Source organism: Aquimarina sp. Aq107 (assembly GCF_943733665.1).
Taxonomy (GTDB): domain Bacteria; phylum Bacteroidota; class Bacteroidia; order Flavobacteriales; family Flavobacteriaceae; genus Aquimarina.
In genome coordinates this window covers 3542326-3562229 of sequence record NZ_OX030782.1, presented here as the reverse complement: position 1 = coordinate 3562229, position 19904 = coordinate 3542326, and the positions used below count along the sequence as shown (strand labels likewise).

12 protein-coding genes are annotated in these 19904 nt (G+C 33.2%); 9 read left to right on the top strand and 3 right to left on the bottom strand.

The features are described from left to right. Positions 1 to 31 precede the first annotated feature (31 nt). Positions 32 to 661: a 7-carboxy-7-deazaguanine synthase QueE gene (locus tag NMK29_RS15285; protein WP_027393722.1), complete on the top strand. Its 630-nt coding sequence runs from the start codon at positions 32 to 34 to the stop codon at positions 659 to 661. Positions 662 to 2093: 1432 nt separating this feature from the next. On the opposite strand, the gene NMK29_RS15280 is transcribed toward NMK29_RS15285, so the two are convergent. Then, positions 2094 to 2627: a DUF2911 domain-containing protein gene (locus NMK29_RS15280; protein ID WP_035085686.1), complete on the bottom strand. Its 534-nt coding sequence runs from the start codon at positions 2625 to 2627 to the stop codon at positions 2094 to 2096. A 259-nt stretch (positions 2628 to 2886) separates the two neighbouring features. Between NMK29_RS15280 and asnB the strand changes: the two genes are divergently transcribed. Next, positions 2887 to 4572: an asparagine synthase B gene (gene asnB, locus NMK29_RS15275; RefSeq protein ID WP_027393724.1), complete on the top strand. Its 1686-nt coding sequence runs from the start codon at positions 2887 to 2889 to the stop codon at positions 4570 to 4572. Between the two features lie 387 nt (positions 4573 to 4959). Further along, the gene (locus tag NMK29_RS15270; RefSeq protein ID WP_027393725.1) at positions 4960 to 5175 is read left to right on the top strand and encodes a hypothetical protein; all 216 of its coding nucleotides are present in this window, start codon (positions 4960 to 4962) and stop codon (positions 5173 to 5175) included. 117 nt (positions 5176 to 5292) lie between these two features. On the opposite strand, the gene NMK29_RS15265 is transcribed toward NMK29_RS15270, so the two are convergent. Next, positions 5293 to 6471: a M12 family metallopeptidase gene (locus NMK29_RS15265; RefSeq protein WP_108802374.1), complete on the bottom strand. Its 1179-nt coding sequence runs from the start codon at positions 6469 to 6471 to the stop codon at positions 5293 to 5295. Positions 6472 to 6972: 501 nt separating this feature from the next. Here NMK29_RS15265 and gyrB point away from each other — a divergent pair. From gyrB to mdh, 3 genes are all read left to right on the top strand, one after another. After that, positions 6973 to 8913 (top strand): DNA topoisomerase (ATP-hydrolyzing) subunit B, encoded by a 1941-nt coding sequence (gyrB, locus tag NMK29_RS15260; RefSeq protein WP_027393727.1) that lies wholly within the window; start codon positions 6973 to 6975, stop codon positions 8911 to 8913. Positions 8914 to 9100: 187 nt separating this feature from the next. After that, positions 9101 to 10102 carry a DUF6588 family protein gene (locus tag NMK29_RS15255; protein WP_159092131.1) on the top strand — a complete coding sequence of 334 codons (1002 nt, stop codon included), beginning with the start codon at positions 9101 to 9103 and terminating at the stop codon, positions 10100 to 10102. Positions 10103 to 10210: 108 nt separating this feature from the next. Then, entirely contained in the window at positions 10211 to 11137 is a 927-nt protein-coding gene (gene mdh / locus NMK29_RS15250) for a malate dehydrogenase (protein ID WP_108802376.1), read from the top strand. 73 nt (positions 11138 to 11210) lie between these two features. Here mdh and NMK29_RS15245 read toward each other — a convergent pair whose 3' ends face one another. Continuing rightward, entirely contained in the window at positions 11211 to 11714 is a 504-nt protein-coding gene (locus NMK29_RS15245) for a TlpA disulfide reductase family protein (RefSeq protein WP_108802377.1), read from the bottom strand. 139 nt (positions 11715 to 11853) lie between these two features. Between NMK29_RS15245 and NMK29_RS15240 the strand changes: the two genes are divergently transcribed. The 3 genes from NMK29_RS15240 (at position 11854) to NMK29_RS15230 (ending at position 19856) form a co-directional block, all read left to right on the top strand. Further along, positions 11854 to 12474 carry a hypothetical protein gene (locus NMK29_RS15240; protein ID WP_108802378.1) on the top strand — a complete coding sequence of 207 codons (621 nt, stop codon included), beginning with the start codon at positions 11854 to 11856 and terminating at the stop codon, positions 12472 to 12474. A 217-nt stretch (positions 12475 to 12691) separates the two neighbouring features. Then, positions 12692 to 15715 carry a protein translocase subunit SecDF gene (gene secDF, locus NMK29_RS15235; protein ID WP_108802379.1) on the top strand — a complete coding sequence of 1008 codons (3024 nt, stop codon included), beginning with the start codon at positions 12692 to 12694 and terminating at the stop codon, positions 15713 to 15715. Positions 15716 to 16169: 454 nt separating this feature from the next. Then, positions 16170 to 19856: a starch-binding protein gene (locus tag NMK29_RS15230; RefSeq protein WP_108802380.1), complete on the top strand. Its 3687-nt coding sequence runs from the start codon at positions 16170 to 16172 to the stop codon at positions 19854 to 19856. The last annotated feature ends 48 nt before the right edge of the window (positions 19857 to 19904 follow it).

The window sequence follows — 19904 nt, the reverse complement described above, 5'->3', positions numbered from 1 at the left end:
TTACTAATTCATTATCTACCTTTGCATCCTTATGCAAGAAAGTACAGAGACATTGGTGAATGAGGGAAAGATGCTTCCTCTTATGGAAGAATTTTATACCATACAAGGAGAAGGGTATCATAAAGGTACTGCTGCTTATTTTGTTAGAATTGGAGGATGTGATGTTGGATGTCATTGGTGCGACGTTAAAGAAAGCTGGAACGCTGCTCTTCATCCACCAACTTCTACTGCTGTAATTGTAGATAATGCTATAAAATATAGCAATGTAATTGTAGTAACGGGCGGAGAACCTCTTACTTGGGATATGTCTGAACTTACGAAAGGCTTAAAGAGTAAAGGTGCTAAAACCCATATAGAAACTTCCGGAGCGTATCCTCTTACAGGTAATTGGGATTGGATATGTCTTTCTCCTAAAAAAGTAAAACTTCCTACTAAAGAAATATATAGTGAAGCTCATGAATTAAAATGTATTGTTTATAATAAAAGTGATTTTGATTTTGCTGAAGAGCAAGCTTCTCAGGTTTCGGATGATTGCGTATTGTATTTACAGCCGGAATGGAGTGTTAGGGACAAGGTAATTCCTCTAATTGTAGAATATGTGATGAAAAACCCTAAATGGAAGGTGTCTTTACAAACTCATAAGTACTTGAATATTCCTTAATTAGGTCATATAAAAACATAGGTGTTTTATGGTTTTTGACGTTTTTCGATGGTCTGTGCTCTTTTGTATGTTAATGATTATGGTTAGACCGTAGTTTTGTAGGATTTTTCCCTTCTATTGAAATGTAATTTTGTAAGATAAAACTTTCTTTTTTATTTTTTAGCCTCCCTTGATTTACGTTTTTTAACGTATATAAACAAGTGTTTAACTAATTGTTAAATGATAGTTATCTTTTTTTTTGATTTTATAGAAAGATGTTTTTAATTTTATGTAAGTAATTTAAAAACAGATTTTTATGAAAAACTTATACTCTATTTTTGGGCTTGATTTTAGAATGTTTATTGATTTTGTGAGAGATCTTCCGAGTGCTTCCCGTTATGCAATGCGTAGATAATTTTAAGTTCAACATCCCGTATTAATTTATAAGTAAAAGATTACAACAATTTGTAATCTTTTGTTTTTTATAAAAAGTTTTATGAACTACATTTTATGTAAATGTAATGTTCAATATGTGTGTTTACATTTGTTTTCTCTTCAAAATCTTAATAGTTATTTATTTAATTGTTTTTAAGTTGTTTATGGTGGTGTAAATAATTAAAAATATTAACCTGTCCACGTAAAGATGAGATAGAAATAAAAATAACTAATCGACATTAGGGGGATTAGCCCCTAGTTTTACTCTTTTGGTTGTAGGTTAATTCCTTTTAAAATAGTTGTTTTAAATGGTTTTTTGTTGTTATGTCGTGTAAAATAAGTTGTACGTCTAAAATATTGAATTCTAGGTGTTAATTTTTTTTATTGATTTGAGTTTGCGATTTATATTTGCATAACAAATTAAAAATCAAATAATTATGAGATACTTTTACACTATATTCAAAATAGATTTTAATTCATTGAAGAGTTTTTTGAGAGAATTACCATCTGCTAGTAGTAATGCTATACATAGATAATCGGTTAGTATTATATAGTTGGGGAAACAAGGTTATTTAAAATTGAATGCTAATCATTCTATAAAACTATAAATCTATATGGTAATATAATTTGATATAGATTTAATAGTAACACCAAAAAGTAGGAATAAATTTTACTAGTATAATTGAAAAACATGTTTTTAATCGGTAAAATTTCACTTTATATCTAAAAGTTCTTACATTTTTTGTTAAAAAGGTTGATTTAAAGTCTTTTAGATGTTATCTTGTAACTAAATAAATTGGAAATATTATGGGGCTATTTTACACTAAATTCAGATTAACTTTTAGGATTGTCATGGACTTTCTTAAAGAATTACCGGGGGCATCTAGTAATGCTATCCACAGATAGTTATTATTTCAGTGAAATAATTTAACCTTTTTAGTCAGAAGGTTATTAAAACTAAAAAAGAGGTTGAATTTTTCAACCTCTTTTTTATTTAATATGTTTTTGTGTATTATTTCTAATTATAGAAAGGAACTTCTACTCTAGTAGTTTCCCACCCCATAACCATATGGTATCCTTTGTCTACTTTTTTGAAAGCAATAGAAAAAGCTTCTAACTCATCACCTTTTCCCGCAGGTACTTTAATTCTAGCGACATCCTTACCTTCATCGTAAGAATATGCTCCCCATACATCTAGATCGGAATTAAGAATGATAGTCCATTCTTTTTCTCCAGGAATAGTAAATAAAGAATATGTGCCAGCTTTTACTGTTCCATCTCCTAATTTCATATCTTTAAAAAGTTTTATCTCAGTAGCTTCATCAGCTCCTGTTCTCCAAACTTTTCCGAAAGACACCTTGTCTCCAAGCATAGTTCTACCTTTCTTCTGGGGTCTACTATAAATTACTTTGATATCTGGTTTTGCATTTCTATCTGTTTTTGCATAAGAGATATCCGTCGGACTTTTCTGCAGTCCTGCGAATTTTTGAGCATTAATGGTGCTGATTGTTCCTAAAAACATAACAACAGCGAAGAAGAGTGATTTTTTCATAATTCGTGATTTTATTTTCTTAATTGTCGTAAAGATATGTAGGAACATACATGGGAAATGTTAATCCTCTCATTAAATTCTGTTAAAAGAGTTAAATAACAACTTGATAGTTTTGATAGGTTTTTTGCGTTGTAATAGTTTGATTTTTTAACTAATAAGTGCTTATTTGTTTTAATTTGAAGCTAAAAACAAGTTTTATGTTTAAGTAATGTAGCTAAAAACGCATCTTTGACTTCTCAATTAATAGAAAAATAAGAATATGTGTGGAATAGTTTGCGCTTTTGAATTAAAAGAAAAAGCAGATGTGTTAAGACCTCAGTTATTAGAAATGTCAAAAAAGATAAGACATAGAGGTCCGGATTGGAGTGGTATTTATGCAGATGATAAAGCTATATTGGCTCATGAAAGGCTTGCGATAGTTGATCCTGTGTCTGGTAAACAGCCCTTGTTTAGTGAAGATAATAAGTTGATTTTGGCTGCTAATGGCGAAATTTATAATCACGGAGAAATTCGTAAAAAGTTTGATGGTTTTTATAATTTTCAGACAGAATCTGATTGTGAAGTTATTTTGGCTCTATATAAGGAAAAAGGCTCTCAGTTTTTAGATGATCTAAATGGTATTTTTGCTTTTGCACTTTATGATGCTGAGCAAGACTCATATTTAATAGCTCGTGATCACATGGGGATTATCCCTCTGTATATGGGTTGGGATCAGAATGGTACTTTTTATGTTGCTTCAGAATTAAAAGCACTAGAAGGTGTTTGTACTAAAATAGAATTATTTCCACCTGGTCATTATCTAGATAGTAAAAAAGGAGAATTAACTAAATGGTATGTTAGAGATTGGTCTGATTTTGAAGCAGTAAAAGATAACCAAACAAGTATTGATGAGTTGAGAGAAGCTTTAGAAGCAGCCGTTCATAGACAATTAATGTCAGATGTACCTTATGGGGTATTACTTTCTGGAGGATTGGATTCTTCGGTTACCTCAGCAATAGCTAAAAAATATTCAGAAAAAAGAATTGAGTCAGGTGATACTAAAGAAGCTTGGTGGCCTCAATTACATTCTTTTTCAGTTGGTTTGGAAGGATCGCCAGACTTGGAGGCTGCACAAAAAGTAGCAGATCATATAGGAACAATACATCATGAAATTAAGTTTACAATTCAAGAAGGATTGGATGCTATTAAGGATGTGATATATAATTTGGAAACTTATGATATTACAACTATCAGAGCGTCTACACCTATGTATTTAATGGCAAGAGTTATTAAGTCTATGGGAGTAAAGATGGTGTTGTCTGGAGAAGGTGCGGATGAGATATTTGGAGGATACTTATATTTTCACAAAGCACCAAATTCAAAAGAGTTCCATGAAGAGACAGTGCGTAAGTTGGATAAGTTACATATGTATGATTGTCTAAGGGCAAATAAATCTTTAGCGGCATGGGGAATTGAAGGACGAGTACCATTTTTGGATAAAGAATTTATGGATGTTGCTATGCGTATTAATCCACAGGATAAAATGATTAACGGAGAAAGAATGGAGAAGTGGGTTATTCGTAAAGCCTTTGAATCATATTTGCCGGAAAGCGTTGCTTGGAGACAAAAAGAACAATTTTCTGATGGTGTTGGGTATAGCTGGATAGATACTTTAAAAGAAGTAGTAGATGCTGAGGTAACTGATGAACAAATGGCTAATGCTCATTTTAGGTTTCCAATACAAACACCACAGAATAAAGAAGAATTTTACTATAGATCAATTTTCGAAGGACATTTCCCAAGTGATGTTGCGGCATTGAGTGTTCCTCAAGAACCTTCTGTCGCCTGTAGTACAAAAATAGCATTGGAATGGGATGAAGCTTTTAAAAACATGAATGATCCTAGCGGAAGAGCAGTAGCAAATGTTCATGACGATGCATATTTATTAGATGAAGTTGCACAATAGTAATAGAATAAAAAGAAATTTAAAAATTTCAGCTTGAGTCGCTGAAAGTTGAGTTAATTGAGATGTAAAACCCCAAGAATTTTCTTGGGGTTTTTTACATGTTTGTAATCAATAAATATTTTTTGAAGATAGAGATAACTGCATTGTAGTTAGTGATTTTCTTATAAAAAGAATTAATTATCTAGGGCTGTTAAAATAATAAGTTTAACTATTTTTTGGGGAATATACCGTGTTTTTATAATTAGATTTATGAGAAATTTATTGTGTGTGTTAGTTATCGAGTACTAAAACATTTTAAGTTGTCAAGTATCAAATTATCAATTTTGTTAATAGGGTGTAAGTCGTGAACATCTTTGAAATTTTCGCAGCATATTTTAATTTTCTATTATGTTAAAAAACATTTTAAAGCTCAATACGACTCAACAATTAAGTAAAAAAGAACAACAGGCAATTAACGGAGGATTTATACCATCGGCGTGTACTTTCCCTGGGGCACCACCTTTCGGTGGTCCTTGTGCGTGTATTATTAATGGACAAGTGTGCAGAGTACAAAGCGACTATATTTGTTTGGATGGGACAGATCCTATTTGTCCTAATTTTTAATAATATTTATTCCTTGTACATAATTTAATAAGTACTATTTATTGAATTATATCAAATAAGAATAGGGCTACATATCAATGTAGCCCTATTGTTTTAGTTAGGTAAATAAAGTGATTATTAACTTCCGCAACGGCCTTGATTAGACCATCTTCTATTGCTTTGTAGTAAATATAAATATCCGTTATACGTAACTTGATCACCAGGTGAGTAACTTGTGTTTCCGTTATAGGCGTCAATACCATCACAGATGTCCGCTGGTTGAGTTTCTCCACATTCTCCTAAACGATTCCAGCTGTTAAAATCTCTTTCATATAAAAAACCTTGATAAGTAACTTTGTCTCCAACACTGTATCTAATGTTTCTAGACCATTCGTCTATTCCATCACAGATGTCATTTCCGTCACCATCACCATCACCATCACCATCTCCGTCACCATCTCCGTCACCAGCTGGGTAAATAATATTAGTCCCCTCGATGTCCCCAGTAGATAAACGACCATTAAAAGGTATGCGATTTCCTGCAGACGTAAGCATAACTGGTTGCCCATTTTTACTAAATGTAAAACTGCTATAGATCATGATAGAATTTATATCAAATGCACCAGGATTAACAGAATTGTTTGTTATTCTGAATTGGCTTATAGCTCCGTTCTGAATGTTTTCAGGTAGTATGTTTACGAATTGATCTCTATCACTACGATTTTGTTCGTGGATATACCCAAGAGTATGACCTATTTCATGAATCATGACTCCGGTGCCTGTTCTGGTACCTATAGTGATTGTTCCTCTGTTTCCATTTACACCAAGATTTGCTCTTCCGCAATTACAAGTTTGACCATCATTTTGAATGGTTACATAGTAATTTTCGTTAGTTCTTTCTTTAAATCTAATATTGGTCTTAGAGGACCATTCTTCCATAGATGCTATAGTGACTGAAATTTGATTAGAAGTTAAGCTGTTATCCAACACGTAAATCACAGTGTTATTCGGCCATTTTGTGATTCCAGGAAAAACTCCAAGCCTTTCAACTTCTTCACCAGGTACAGGATCTTGATCGAAATTACCATTATCAAATTGACTTTCAAAATACTTAGTGTCACCAGATAAATATTCTCCATTGCCTAAGTCTTGAACATAAATAGCTTCTCCTAGAAAGGACTTTTTTAGAAGTTCAATATCATTGTTTTCCTCATTGCTAATTTCTTCATCAAAATTTTCATTTGTACAAGAACCTATTGTTAGTCCTAGACAGATAAAAGCAATTTTGCCTAAATTCATTAAATTTTTAGTCTTCATTTTTAAAAATTAAATTTGTTGATTGTGTGTATTTCCTTTAATTCGACTACATCTGTAGTCTGGTTGGTTTAACGGAAGTAAGTTGTATTATTGTGAATAACGTCCTTTAATTAAGAGGCGTTTATTATTCGTAAGAGTTGGGTGAGGAAACGTAAAGACATTAAGGGAGAACATTATTTTAATATTGTTGTTTGCTTTTAGATTTATTTTCTTCATCAGAAAATAAATCTGCATTTTTGTAAAAGATTCTTTTTGATGTTAAAGTGTTTGTTTACAAAGCATTGTATTTGTTTTAGGAGAATTATATAAAGTATTAATTTAATCTTAAATCGATTTTAAGGCTGTTTTAATCACTTTTAAGGAGTTTTTTTCTTTTCCTAGTCTTGTTCTTAACTAATTGTTGATAACTCTTTAAATCATACCTTATAAAACCCTTTGAACATTTAGCTGTTTTTTTATCTTTGTTTGTTGACCAAAAATTGTAATAAATAAAGCTGATTTATGAGCGAAGAAGCAAAGAAAAATAATTATTCTGCCGATAGTATTCAGGCGTTAGAAGGAATGGAGCATGTACGCATGCGTCCATCCATGTACATTGGAGATGTAGGGACTAGAGGTTTGCACCATTTGGTATATGAAGTTGTGGATAACTCCATTGATGAAGCATTGGCTGGTCATTGTGATGCTATCGATGTTACAATAAATGAAGATAATTCCATTACTACTAAAGATAATGGTCGTGGTATTCCTGTAGGGATACATAAAAAAGAAGGTGTCTCGGCTTTAGAGGTTGTAATGACTAAGATTGGAGCTGGTGGTAAATTCGATAAAGATTCGTATAAAGTATCTGGTGGTTTGCACGGAGTAGGAGTTTCCTGTGTAAATGCACTATCTGATCATTTACATGCTATTGTACATAAAGATGGTAAGGTTTGGGAACAAGAGTATGAAAGAGGAAAACCTTTATACCCTGTAAAATCCACTGGAGATACTGATTTTAATGGTACAATTGTTACTTTTAAACCTGATCCTACTATTTTTCAGCAAACTCTAGAGTATAATTATGATACTTTAGCAAGTCGTATGCGTGAGTTGGCATACCTTAATAAAGGTATTACAATTATTCTTACGGATAAGAGACATACTGATGAAGAAGGGAATCACGTTTCTGAAACTTTCCATTCCGAAGAAGGATTAAAGGAGTTTGTGAAATTCTTAGATACCAGTCGTAATGCGATCATTGGAGATGTAATTTCAATGGAAGGAGAGAAGAATGATATTCCAGTAGAAGTTGCTATGATTTATAATGACTCTTATGCAGAGAATCTTCATTCATATGTTAATAATATTAATACGCACGAAGGTGGTACGCATCTTTCAGGTTTTAGAAGAGGACTTACTTCTACCTTAAAGAAATATGCAGACGCTTCTGGTATGCTTGATAAGTTAAAATTCGAAGTAGCAGGTGATGATTTTAGAGAAGGGTTGACAGCAATCGTTTCTGTAAAAGTGGCTGAGCCGCAATTCGAGGGACAAACAAAAACTAAACTAGGAAATCGAGAAGTTACTTCTGCAGTTTCTCAAGCGGTTTCTGAAATGTTAGAAAACTATCTTGAAGAAAACCCTTCAGATGCTAAAACGATTGTTCAGAAAGTAATTTTAGCAGCTCAAGCACGTCACGCAGCTAAGAAAGCTCGTGAAATGGTACAGCGTAAAACGGTAATGAGTATAGGAGGGTTGCCTGGAAAGTTATCTGATTGTTCAGAACAAGATCCAGCTTTATGTGAAGTGTTCCTTGTCGAGGGAGATTCTGCAGGTGGAACTGCAAAACAAGGACGTGATCGTATGTTTCAAGCTATTTTGCCACTACGTGGTAAGATTTTGAATGTAGAAAAAGCAATGCATCACAAAGTCTTTGAGAATGAAGAGATAAAAAATATATTCACGGCTCTTGGAGTTACTATTGGTACAGAAGAAGATAGTAAGGCACTTAACCTTTCTAAATTAAGATATCATAAAATTGTAATTATGTGTGATGCCGATGTGGATGGTAGTCATATATCAACTCTGATTCTTACATTCTTTTTCCGTTATATGAAAGAATTGATCGAAGCAGGTCATATTTATATTGCCGCACCACCGTTATATTTGGTTAAGAAAGGTGCTAAAAAGCAATATGCTTGGAATGATGATCAACGAGATATGATTGTTAAAGAATTTGGGGAAAATTCTAAAATTCAACGATATAAAGGTCTTGGAGAGATGAACGCTGAACAATTATGGGATACTACTATGAATCCAGAGTTTAGAACGATGCGTCAGGTAACAATTGATAATTTAACAGAGGCGGATAGAATCTTCTCTATGTTAATGGGAGATGAGGTACCGCCACGTAGAGAATTTATTGAGAAAAATGCCGTTTACGCAAACATTGATGCGTAATGTAAGTGTTATTAAATAATTTAGAATGAAATCCGTTATACTATGTATAGCGGATTTTTTTATATATTGTCCCGCCTATTAAACCCAAATCTTGTGAAATGAACAGACCTAAAATGTTTGAATACTTTTTCAAATATTAGTTTATGTGCATTCCATCTGATTATTGAATAACCATAGATAGAAACAGATGAAAAAAACGATACTGCTTTTTACGATGCTTTTGTTTAAAGTATCATATTCCCAAACCAATGTAGATCAGTTATTAGAATTAGGTATAGAAAATGCACAGCGTTTTAGTACTGATTATTTTGCTCCGGCAGGAGAATTGTTGGTAAATAGTATGTCTAATGGTTGGTATAAAACTGCCGAAGTAAAAAAGTTGTGGCGTTTTGAGGTAGGTTTTATCGGAAATCTTTCTTTTGTAAGAGAAGAAAAGCAGTCATTTATTCTCAATACAGCAGAATATGAAGGTTTAGAATTTAGTGAAGGTCCTTCGAGTCAGTTGGTGGCGAATGCTTTTGGAGGTAATCGCGGAGACATTTCGGTGGTTTTGGATCAAGGACAATTAGGACAAGTAGAAATTACACTTCCGGATGGGATTGGTGGAAAAGAAGTAAATATTGCACCCACAGGATTTTTTCAGGGGTCTATGGGGATATCAAGAAGCACAGAGATTAAAGCAAGATTTTTACCAAAAATTGCTGTGCGAGAGAACACAGAAGTTTTTCTTTATGGATTGGCAATTCAGCATGAATTGACGGATTGGATTTTTTCTTGGAAAAGACTTCCTTTTAGATTTTCTGGATTAATAGGGTATACTAATGTTAGAGGGTTTTATGATTTTACTGCAGATAGCCAGATTGATGGAGCAGATCAAGAAATACGATTAAAATCTAATTCTTGGTTGGTTAGTGGTATTATTTCAACGAAGCTTCCTAAATTTAATTTTTACGGTGGTTTTGGGTATTATGCAGGAAATAGTAAAGCAGATATTTTGGGTACTTATGAAATTCAAAGAGGTCCACTAGCTAGTCAAACTGTTAAGGATCCAATTTCTGTTAATAATAAAGCTTCTGGACTTAAAGCTACTATTGGAGCTAATGTGAAATTAGGTTTTTTTAGAGCTAATTTGGATTATACACTTCAGAACTATCAAAATCTCTCTATAGGATTGAATTTTGGTTGGTAATTTAACTAAGAATTCACAAACAAAATCGTTAAAGAATTTGTATTTTCGCGCTGATATTGAAGAGATTCAATACGACAAGATAATATTAATCAAAATTATATAGAGATAATGAAAGTTACAGTAGTAGGAGCTGGTGCAGTGGGTGCAAGTTGTGCCGAGTATATTGCCATTAAGAATTTTGCTTCAGAGGTAGTATTGTTAGATATTAAAGATGGATATGCAGAAGGTAAAGCAATGGATTTGATGCAGACGGCTTCTTTAAATGGATTTGATACTAAGATAACAGGAACTACAAACGATTATTCCAAAACTGCAGGAAGTGATATTGCTGTAATTACATCTGGTATTCCGCGTAAACCTGGAATGACACGTGAAGAATTGATTGGTATTAACGCAGGGATTGTAAAATCTGTTTCATCTAGTTTGATTGAGCATTCTCCAAATGCAATTATTATCGTAGTAAGTAATCCTATGGATACAATGACTTATTTAGTTCATAAAACTACAGATCTCCCTAAAAATAGAATTATTGGAATGGGCGGAGCTTTAGATAGTGCTCGTTTTAAATATAGATTAGCTGAAGCATTAGGAGCTCCAATTTCTGATGTTGATGGAATGGTGATTGGAGGACATAGTGATAAAGGTATGGTGCCTCTAACTAGATTAGCGACAAGAAATAGTGTTCCGGTTTCAGAGTTTATCTCTGATGATCGTTTAGAGCAAGTTGCAGCAGATACTAAAGTTGGTGGAGCTACGCTTACTGGTTTATTAGGAACTTCTGCTTGGTATGCTCCAGGAGCTGCTGTTTCTGGGTTAGTTCAGGCTATTGCTTGTGATCAGAAAAAAATATTTCCTTGTTCTACGTTGTTGGAAGGTGAGTACGGCTTAAATGACCTTTGTATAGGAGCGCCTGTAGTGCTAGGTAAAAACGGAATCGAAAAGATTGTAGAAATTAAACTTAGTGATGCCGAAAAAGCTAAACTTGCAGAGAGTGCAGAAGGAGTTAAGAAAACTAATGGATTATTAGAATTATAATTCATTCATCTATAAAAAAAGAGCCGCTATTAATATAGCGGCTCTTTTTTTGATAAATTATAAAATCACTTTCTTATAAATTTTTGTCAATTAAACCCTGTAATCTTCCGGAAGACGGTAATGGACAAAAGCGACTCACTTTTTTAGCAGTAGCATCAACAAGAAAAAATTTTGGAATAGACCAAGATGTTGAAGTGACTCCTCCCATTTCTGTAGTTTCAGAAATAAATGCTAGTATTGGACTGTTTTGTGGTACCCAAAATTGATTTTCAGTATTCTTTTTCTTTTTAACGTACTGTAACCATCTATCTTTATTAGTGTCTAAGGATATGTAAATAATATCTATATTATCTCCATATTGTTTTTTAATTTCTTCTAGGTATGGTGTTTCTTTAATACAAGGTTTACACCACGTAGCCCAAAGATCAATAACAGTTAATTTTGTTAATTTATCCTCAATTTTAATTTCCTTTCCCTCTACAGTTATTAAAGTTGAAAGCGGGAATTGTTCTTGCCCAATAAGTTTTTGACTCCAGTGAACGCTTAATAATAACAATATTATAAAAATGTATCTCACAGATTTCGTTGTTTAAATTTTCAAAATCAAAATAACGATTTATTTGTAAAAAAAGATATTTTACATTGATTACTATTTTATAAGACATTTATTGTATGACTTTAGAAATGCAGTTTTAATTTTTTCTATATTTGCGCACATGAAGAAAGAATGGTACTTCAAGGTTTTAATTACTGCATTTGCACTGTTGGTTGTAATGCAGCATCAAACTGTTGTGCCTAACCAAGAAATTGTTTTAGAGTTTACTGATGTTGAAGTAACTTCTTTAGAGGCACAGAATGCAATTACAGTTGTAAAGAAACAATTGGAGTCTATTGGAGTGAAAAACACTCGAATCTCTAAAGAGTTGCATAATGGTAAACTTAAAATTTCTTACTACAGTGATGCTGATGTAGAAAGTATAAAAAAGATACTTGCCAAAGAACAAAATGTTGCATTAGATCATATTTTTTATGACCAGAATGGGGGAGAAGATCAATTTCCGTTTAATAAAAATTCTTCAGATTATAATCTAGATGTTTATAAAATTCATAAGAGTTCGGATCTAGATAAAGACTTTAATGGAATTTTTGTTCTAGAAGTAAAACAAAAACAAGAAAGAGCTTCAAGTTTTTATGCATATAGTTTTGATTCAGAAAATGACACTTATCATTTAGATAATTTAATAAAATTAGCTCAAAAAGTTAATAGATCTATTGCTATTACAATAGATAATATTTCTCATAAAATACCTGAGGTAAGAGCAGGGCCGATTTCCTAAGTAGGAATATATTGTTTTTAATATTCCTTATGCCACTACATTCTTAAAAGTCTATTAAATAGAGGGAAATCAAATTGTTTTCTTATCTGAAGTATATTCTGACTTTTAATATAGCTGATGTCGAAATTTTGACAAAGCTTTCTAATAATAAATTTCTAATAAATTAATAATTGTTGAATCCTATAGGATTAAAAGGGTTTGACCAAAATAAATAGTAATGCAAAATAAAGGACTTGTTAGAGTATTTGCGATTTTATTTGGATTGGTATGTATTTACCAACTATCGTTTACGTACTTAACATACACAAAAGAAAAAGAAGCTGAAGCTTATGCCTTAGCTAAACACCCAGAAGCAGACGCTTCTGCATTAAGAGATACAGCAGAAAAAACTTATTTAGATTCTATTGGTAAGGATCCAATTTTTGCAAATTTTAGTTATAACGATGCTAAATCAAAAGAACTAAATAAAGGTCTTGACCTTAAAGGAGGAATTAACGTAATTCTTCAGATTTCTGTTAGAGATATCTTAGAAGGATTGGCTAATAATTCTAAAAACCCTGCTTTTATCCAGGCGTTAGATGCTGCCGATCAGACTCAGAAAAATAGTCAGAATACATATGTTGAAGATTTCTTTATAGAGTTTGAAAAAATACCGGATGCTCAGTTAGCTTCTCCAGATATTTTTGCGAATAAAAATTTAAGTGATGATATTACTTTTGATATGTCTAATGACATTGTAGAGCCAGTTTTAAAAAGAAAAATTGACGAGTCAGTAACTTCAGCATTCGAAGTACTTCGTAAGCGTATTGATAAGTTTGGGGTTACACAACCTAATATCCAACGTTTAGGAGAGTCAGGGCGTATTTTAGTAGAATTGCCAGGAGCTAAAGATGTAGATCGTGTAAAAAAGCTTTTACAGAGTACTGCACAATTAGAGTTTTGGGATGTAGAAAATGCTCAAGAGCTTGGTATTTTCTTAAGCAGAATGAATGAGAAGCTTAAGAAAGAATTAGAAGCTAAAGATGGTGTAGAAGTTAAAGAAGAAGTAACTGATGAGGTTATAGAATCAGAAAAAGTATTAGATACCGTTCAGGGAGATACTACTAAAACGGATGCAGATGCTGAAATAGAAAAATTATTGGCAGATTCAGAAGATTCTACAGATGTAGAAACACAGGTAAATCCAATAAACGATTTAATCGGTCCTCCTTCAGTTGGAGGAGCATTGATCTCAGTTGCAATTAAGGATGTAGAGCAATTTGATGAGTATTTAAGTAGAAAAGACATTAGAGCTTTATTACCTCAAGCTTTGAGGTACACAAAATTTGCTTGGAGTAAACCTGAGAAAGAAGGCGAGAGAGTAGATTTATATGCATTAAAAGGAAACCGTGATAGTACTCCAGAATTAAGTGGAGGAGTAATTACGGATGCTGCACAAACTTATGATCAGGTTAATAATGTAATAGTAACCATGCAGATGGATGGTAAAGGAGCTAAGAAATGGGAAGAAATGACAGGAAGGGCTTCGCAAACAAGAGGTCAGATTGCTATCGTTTTAGATAATATAGTATATTCTGCACCGGGTGTTTCTAAAGGACCAATTTCTGGAGGTAGAAGTGAAATTTCTGGAGACTTTACTGTTGAAGAAGGACAAGATTTAGCAAATGTATTGAGAGCTGGTAAATTACCAGCTTCTGCAGATATTATTGAGAGTGCAATAGTAGGACCGTCTTTAGGACAAGAGGCTATTGATAGTGGAGTGATGTCATTTGGTATTGCATTGGTGTTGATTTTAATCTGGATGATTTTTTACTATGGTAAGGCTGGAGCTTTTGCTGATGTTGCTTTGGTAGTAAATATTCTATTTATTTTTGGAGTACTAGCTGGATTAAAAGCTGTATTGACATTACCTGGTATTGCGGGTATTGTATTAACGATTGGTATGTCTGTGGATGCGAACGTACTTATCTTTGAAAGGATTAAAGAAGAACTTGCAAAAGGGAAATCTCAAGTAGATGCAATTAAAGACGGTTTTAATAATGCATTGTCATCTATATTAGATGCAAACATTACAACAGGTCTAACAGGTTTAATTCTTTTGTTCTTTGGTACAGGTCCAATTAAGGGATTTGCAACAACTTTGTTAATTGGTATTCTTACATCTTTATTTACTGCAATCTTTATTACAAGATTATTTATTGATGGATATGGTAAAAATGGTAAAGAACTAGCATTTTCTACTGCGGCTACTAAGAATTTATTTAAGAATATAAATATCAATTTCCTTGCAAAAAGAAAGATTGCATATGTGATTTCGGGTATTATCGTCGTAGCTGGTCTTGTATCACTATTTACTCCAGGACAAGGATTAGATGAAGGTGTAGATTTTGTTGGAGGAAGAACCTATACTGTTCGTTTTGCTCAGGATGTAGTGCCTACAGATGTAGAAAAGGATTTGGTAGCTGTTTTTGGTAGTGCGCAAGCAAAAACCTTAGGTGCTAATAATCAGTTAAAGATTACAACAAAATATAAGGTAGATGAAACAGGTGAAGAAGTAGATTCTGAAATCTCTAATTCTTTATTTACTGCTTTAAAACCTTATTTGACAGATGGTATGACTTATGCGGAATTCTCTAATGGAGATGAAGATAAGCAAGTGGGTATTATGTCTTCTAGAAAGGTAGGACCAACTATTGCAGATGATATTCAGCAAGCAGCATTTGTTTCGGTTATCGGATCTTTAATTGTAGTATTCTTGTATATCTTATTTAGATTTAGAAGATGGCAGTTTAGTTTAGGTGCAGTAGCAGCAGTATTTCATGATGTTTTAGTTGTATTAGGTGTATTCTCAATTACTTGGAAATTTATGCCATTTAATATGGAAATTGATCAAGCCTTTATTGCAGCCATATTAACGGTTGTAGGGTACTCTCTGAATGATACGGTGGTTGTGTTTGATAGAATCCGTGAATATTTTGCGGAACACACAGGTTGGTCATTAGACAAGAATATTAATGGAGCATTAAATAGTACATTAAGTCGTACATTAAATACTTCGTTAACTACTTTATTAGTATTGATAGCAATCTTTATTTTTGCTGAACCATTAAGAGGGTTTATGTTCTCATTAATTATTGGTGTATTAGTAGGTACGTATTCTTCATTATTCATTGCAACTCCTGTAATGTATGATACGGTGAAGAAAGTAGGTTTAAAAGAAAAGAAGAAGACTGAAGAGTAAGTTTTCTATAAATTTTGAAAAAAAAGAGTTGTGTCCTTTGTTGGATGCAACTCTTTTTTTGTTTGAATTTTCCCTAATGATAGGTTACTGTTTTATGAATCTTTGTCTTTTTGTTAACACTATATCGTTTGCGTAATAATGGAGTAAGAAATTATTTTTTTTAATTACCTACATTTGAAAATATCACTATTAAATAGTTAATTTTTTGACTAATTGATAGTTTAAGAGTGTGATGTAAAAATAGCAGCTATCCACTTTTTAGTATTATGTAGTTATACATAATCGAAAGTTTTAGTTGTTCATTTTTTTGAACATATAATGACGCTGAAGTATCTATAGGTAGTTTGCAAATAAAAGATCTGGGAAAATTTTCTTTGCAGGGGTTAGTTGTCGTTGGAATATATAAATGTTGTTTTACAACATAACACTATTATATATTTAACACACAAGATTCATGAAAAACACTAACTTATTTTTGGTATTGCTATTTGTCTATTCGGGGATAGTAGCACAACAAGTCCACACTTCTTATTTGTGGCATATGCAACAGCCCAATTATTGGCCTGAGAAAAGTAAAGAAAATCCTAACCGCTATCAGACTGTTCTAGAGTCTCATAATCTAAAAATTTCTGGTGACTCCTGGAATATTTATGATGATGGAATAAGTCATCCATTAAATAATTTGGAGGAAATTTTTGGGAAATACGATCGTGTAAAAGCATATCAGTATGGACCAAAGAACTCTGTTCAAACATTGTTGGGATTACCAAATGGTGGTGCGCAGGTTAATTATTCTGGTTGTTTGATAGAAAATGTAAATAGCCTAGGAAATGCTGGAGTTTGGGGTTATAGCCAGGGCTGGGAAAATAATTTTATAGAAGCTAAAAACTGGAAAACATCTGGTGGACAGCCTAGGATGGATCTAACGGGATTTACGTTTCATCATGCATTAGCACCATTAATAAGTGAACGTGCTTTAAGAATGGAATTGAAAACGCATAAATTAATAATGACTGAAACTTTTGGAGGAGAGTATTCTAAAGGTTTTTGGCCAGCAGAATGTTCTTTTTCCGAAAGGATCATAAAGGTTTTGGTAGAAGAGGGTTTTCAATGGTCTGTTGTAGCTAATAGCCATTTATCACGTACTTTAAACGATTACCCATTGGATTATGGAACTTCTGGGGTTAATATTGACCCACCTAATGCTGCGGATAAAGTAGCTACCAATGGACAGAATTGGTGGAAAGGTCAAATAGACGGGAGAGGAGGTACTTTTGCTGCTCCATATTGTTATCAAGCACATAAAGCTCAATATATTGATCCAGAAACTGGTCAAGCGTATAAAATGGACGTAGTCCCTATGGCAGATTTGTTAAGTTATCAGAATGGATTCAGTTCTATGGGAACAGGAGAAATAGATGCTAATATAGCTCCTTTTAGTAATTCTAGTCAACCATCAATTGTATTGTTGGCTCATGATGGTGATAATGCTTGGGGTGGTGGAGATAGCTATTATCAGGAGTCAGTTCCTGGATTTGCTAATGAAGCTGCTTCTAAGGGGTATGACCCTACTACAATACAACAATTCTTAAACTCTTACCCAGTTCCAGAAAGTGATATTGTGAGAGTAGAAGATGGATCTTGGGTAAATGCTGCTAATGATTGGGGACACCCTCAATTTATTAATTGGTTATGGCCTTTGTATGATACCACAGATTATACGTTTAATCCGGATGGATGGACTGAGGATGCTAGAAATTGGGCGGTAATAACTGCTGCAGAAAACTATGTTTTAACTGCAGAGGACAATAGTGGAGGTGTTGATCTTGCAAAAGTTATTGACCCTTCTTTCGGGGCTTCTAATGCGGAAAAAGCTTGGCATTTTTTCTTACCATCTTTAACTAGTGGTTATATGTATTATGGGAAAGCAATTGATATGGAGGTTAAGCAGACGCTAGCGGGTAATATTGCAATAGAACATGCGAAAGCAGAAATTGGAGACGCCCCAGAACAAGACAATACGCCACCATCTGTGTTTATTCCACAACGTTTTCCATATAATCCTGGAGGTAAAGGGTTTGGGCCTATTTATGCGTATCAAGAAGTTCAGAATACTTCTGATTTTCATGTTTGGACATTTGCACATGATGTAAATGGTCTGGCTTCAGTAGAGTTAAAATATAGAACAGATAATGATGGCGTAAATCCTATTTCTGATAATGTGAATGACGTATATTCAACTAGTGAAGGTGTGAGTTCTTGGAATAGTATCTCTATGATACAGAAAGAATTTCCAAAAGGTAATGTAACACAAGATCCAGAAATTGATTTATTTATAGAACCAACAGCTATTGCAGATTTATGTTATGCAGAGATTAAAGGTCTCTTTAATGTATTGGTAGATTATTATGTAGAAGCTGTGGATACCAAGGGGAATGTGTTTAAGACCCCTATTCAACATGTATATGTTGGGGAATTTAATAGTAGTGATCAGGTAACTCTAACTGTAACCCCCGATTCTGGAAATTATGATGATACGATTGAAGTAGTGTTAGAAGCTTCAACAACATCTGTTAATGATGGGGTTGTTGTTTATTATACTATAGATGGATCAGATCCTGATCAATCAAGTACTGAATATTCGAATTCATTCGATATTGGTAGTGCTGATAGTGAACCAATCATCTTAAAAGCAATAGCATTTGATGAAAATGGAAATTCTTCAGAAGTAATCACTAGGAATTATACATTTGGTGACTTGCCTTCTTATAGTATTCACTTTAAGAACACTTCTAATTGGAGTCAGGTTTATGTATACGCTTTTGATAAAAATAATAATGCAGCATTACCTGGTTGGAATTGGCCAGGTAAATTAATGACTAAAGAACAAGATTCGCCTTGGTACATTACAATCATAGCGGAGTCAGTAGAGGTTGGTCTTGTTTTTACAAATGGAAATGGTGAACAGTCAGACGATCAATTTAGAAATGTAGATGGTTGGTATGTGTATTCAGAAAATATTTGGTATGATCAATGCCCTTCGGATTGTCCGGGAGTTTTAGGATTGCCTGAATTGTCAGTTACTCCATTAGGAGGATCTTATGAAGGAAGCGTTTCGGTTAATTTATCGACTACCAATCAAGGAGTAATTTATTATACCGTAGATGGATCAGAACCTTCGGATTCTAGTTCTTTATATCAAAATGAATTGATTTTTACAGAAGATACTACATTAAGGGCTATTGCTTATAATAGTAGCGGTCAGTCATCGATTATTTCTGAAGATTATAATATCACCGAGGCTCAATCATTTACTGTTTATTATCGAAATATGTCTAACTGGAATGATGTATATGTGTATTTATTTGATAAAAATACAAATCAACCATTACCTGGTTGGAATTGGCCAGGTAGATCAATGGATAGAGAACAATCCTCACAGTGGTACTCATTTTTGATCGAAGAAAATGCTGACATAGGTATTGTGTTTAATAACAACAACAATGGAGGGCAATCAGATGATTTGATGAGAGAAGTAGATGGATGGTATGATTCATCTACTAATCAATGGTATGATCAGTGTCCAACAGCTTGTCCTGGCGATGTTTCTGATGATGAATTGACAATTCATTTTAATAATAACAATACTAATTGGAATTCTGTAACATTATATTACTGGGAAACAACTCCCACATCTTTGACTACTTCTTGGCCTGGTGCCCAAATGACGGATATAGATGGAGATGGATGGTATGAGTATACATTATCTGGGGTAACATGTGCAAAAGTTATTTTTAGTATAAATGGAGAACAACAAACAGGAGATTTAGAAATATGCGGTGAAGGATGGTATGATAACGGTTGGGTAAATGAGCCTTTAAATAAAGAACCAGAAAAAAATGCGGTAAGGATTTCTTCACCTTATCCTAATCCTTTTAAAGATGAGATTAACTTTAAAATATTGGGAGAGGATAGGTCTCTTAGTGTTACGATTAGAGATGTAAAAGGAGGATTGTATTATTCTGATGTGATATCAAGTAAAAATGGAGTGATATCAATACCTCTTAATGTGACAAAAGGAATATATTTTGTGAAATTCAGTGGTAAAACTATTAATAAGGTTGTGAAGATTATTAAATAATTTTTCCGATTTATCCCTGGGTAAAACCCTTGAAAAGAATAATCTTTC

Bases quoted from the DNA above. Each gene is read 5' to 3' on its own strand.
- NMK29_RS15285 (WP_027393722.1), top strand. From the start codon at position 32: ATGCAAGAAAGTACAGAGACATTGGTGAATGAGGGAAAGATGCTTCCT.
- NMK29_RS15280 (WP_035085686.1), bottom strand. From the start codon at position 2,627: ATGAAAAAATCACTCTTCTTCGCTGTTGTTATGTTTTTAGGAACAATC.
- asnB (WP_027393724.1), top strand. From the start codon at position 2,887: ATGTGTGGAATAGTTTGCGCTTTTGAATTAAAAGAAAAAGCAGATGTG.
- NMK29_RS15270 (WP_027393725.1), top strand. From the start codon at position 4,960: ATGTTAAAAAACATTTTAAAGCTCAATACGACTCAACAATTAAGTAAA.
- NMK29_RS15265 (WP_108802374.1), bottom strand. From the start codon at position 6,471: ATGAAGACTAAAAATTTAATGAATTTAGGCAAAATTGCTTTTATCTGT.
- gyrB (WP_027393727.1), top strand. From the start codon at position 6,973: ATGAGCGAAGAAGCAAAGAAAAATAATTATTCTGCCGATAGTATTCAG.
- NMK29_RS15255 (WP_159092131.1), top strand. From the start codon at position 9,101: ATGAAAAAAACGATACTGCTTTTTACGATGCTTTTGTTTAAAGTATCA.
- mdh (WP_108802376.1), top strand. From the start codon at position 10,211: ATGAAAGTTACAGTAGTAGGAGCTGGTGCAGTGGGTGCAAGTTGTGCC.
- NMK29_RS15240 (WP_108802378.1), top strand. From the start codon at position 11,854: ATGAAGAAAGAATGGTACTTCAAGGTTTTAATTACTGCATTTGCACTG.
- secDF (WP_108802379.1), top strand. From the start codon at position 12,692: ATGCAAAATAAAGGACTTGTTAGAGTATTTGCGATTTTATTTGGATTG.
- NMK29_RS15230 (WP_108802380.1), top strand. From the start codon at position 16,170: ATGAAAAACACTAACTTATTTTTGGTATTGCTATTTGTCTATTCGGGG.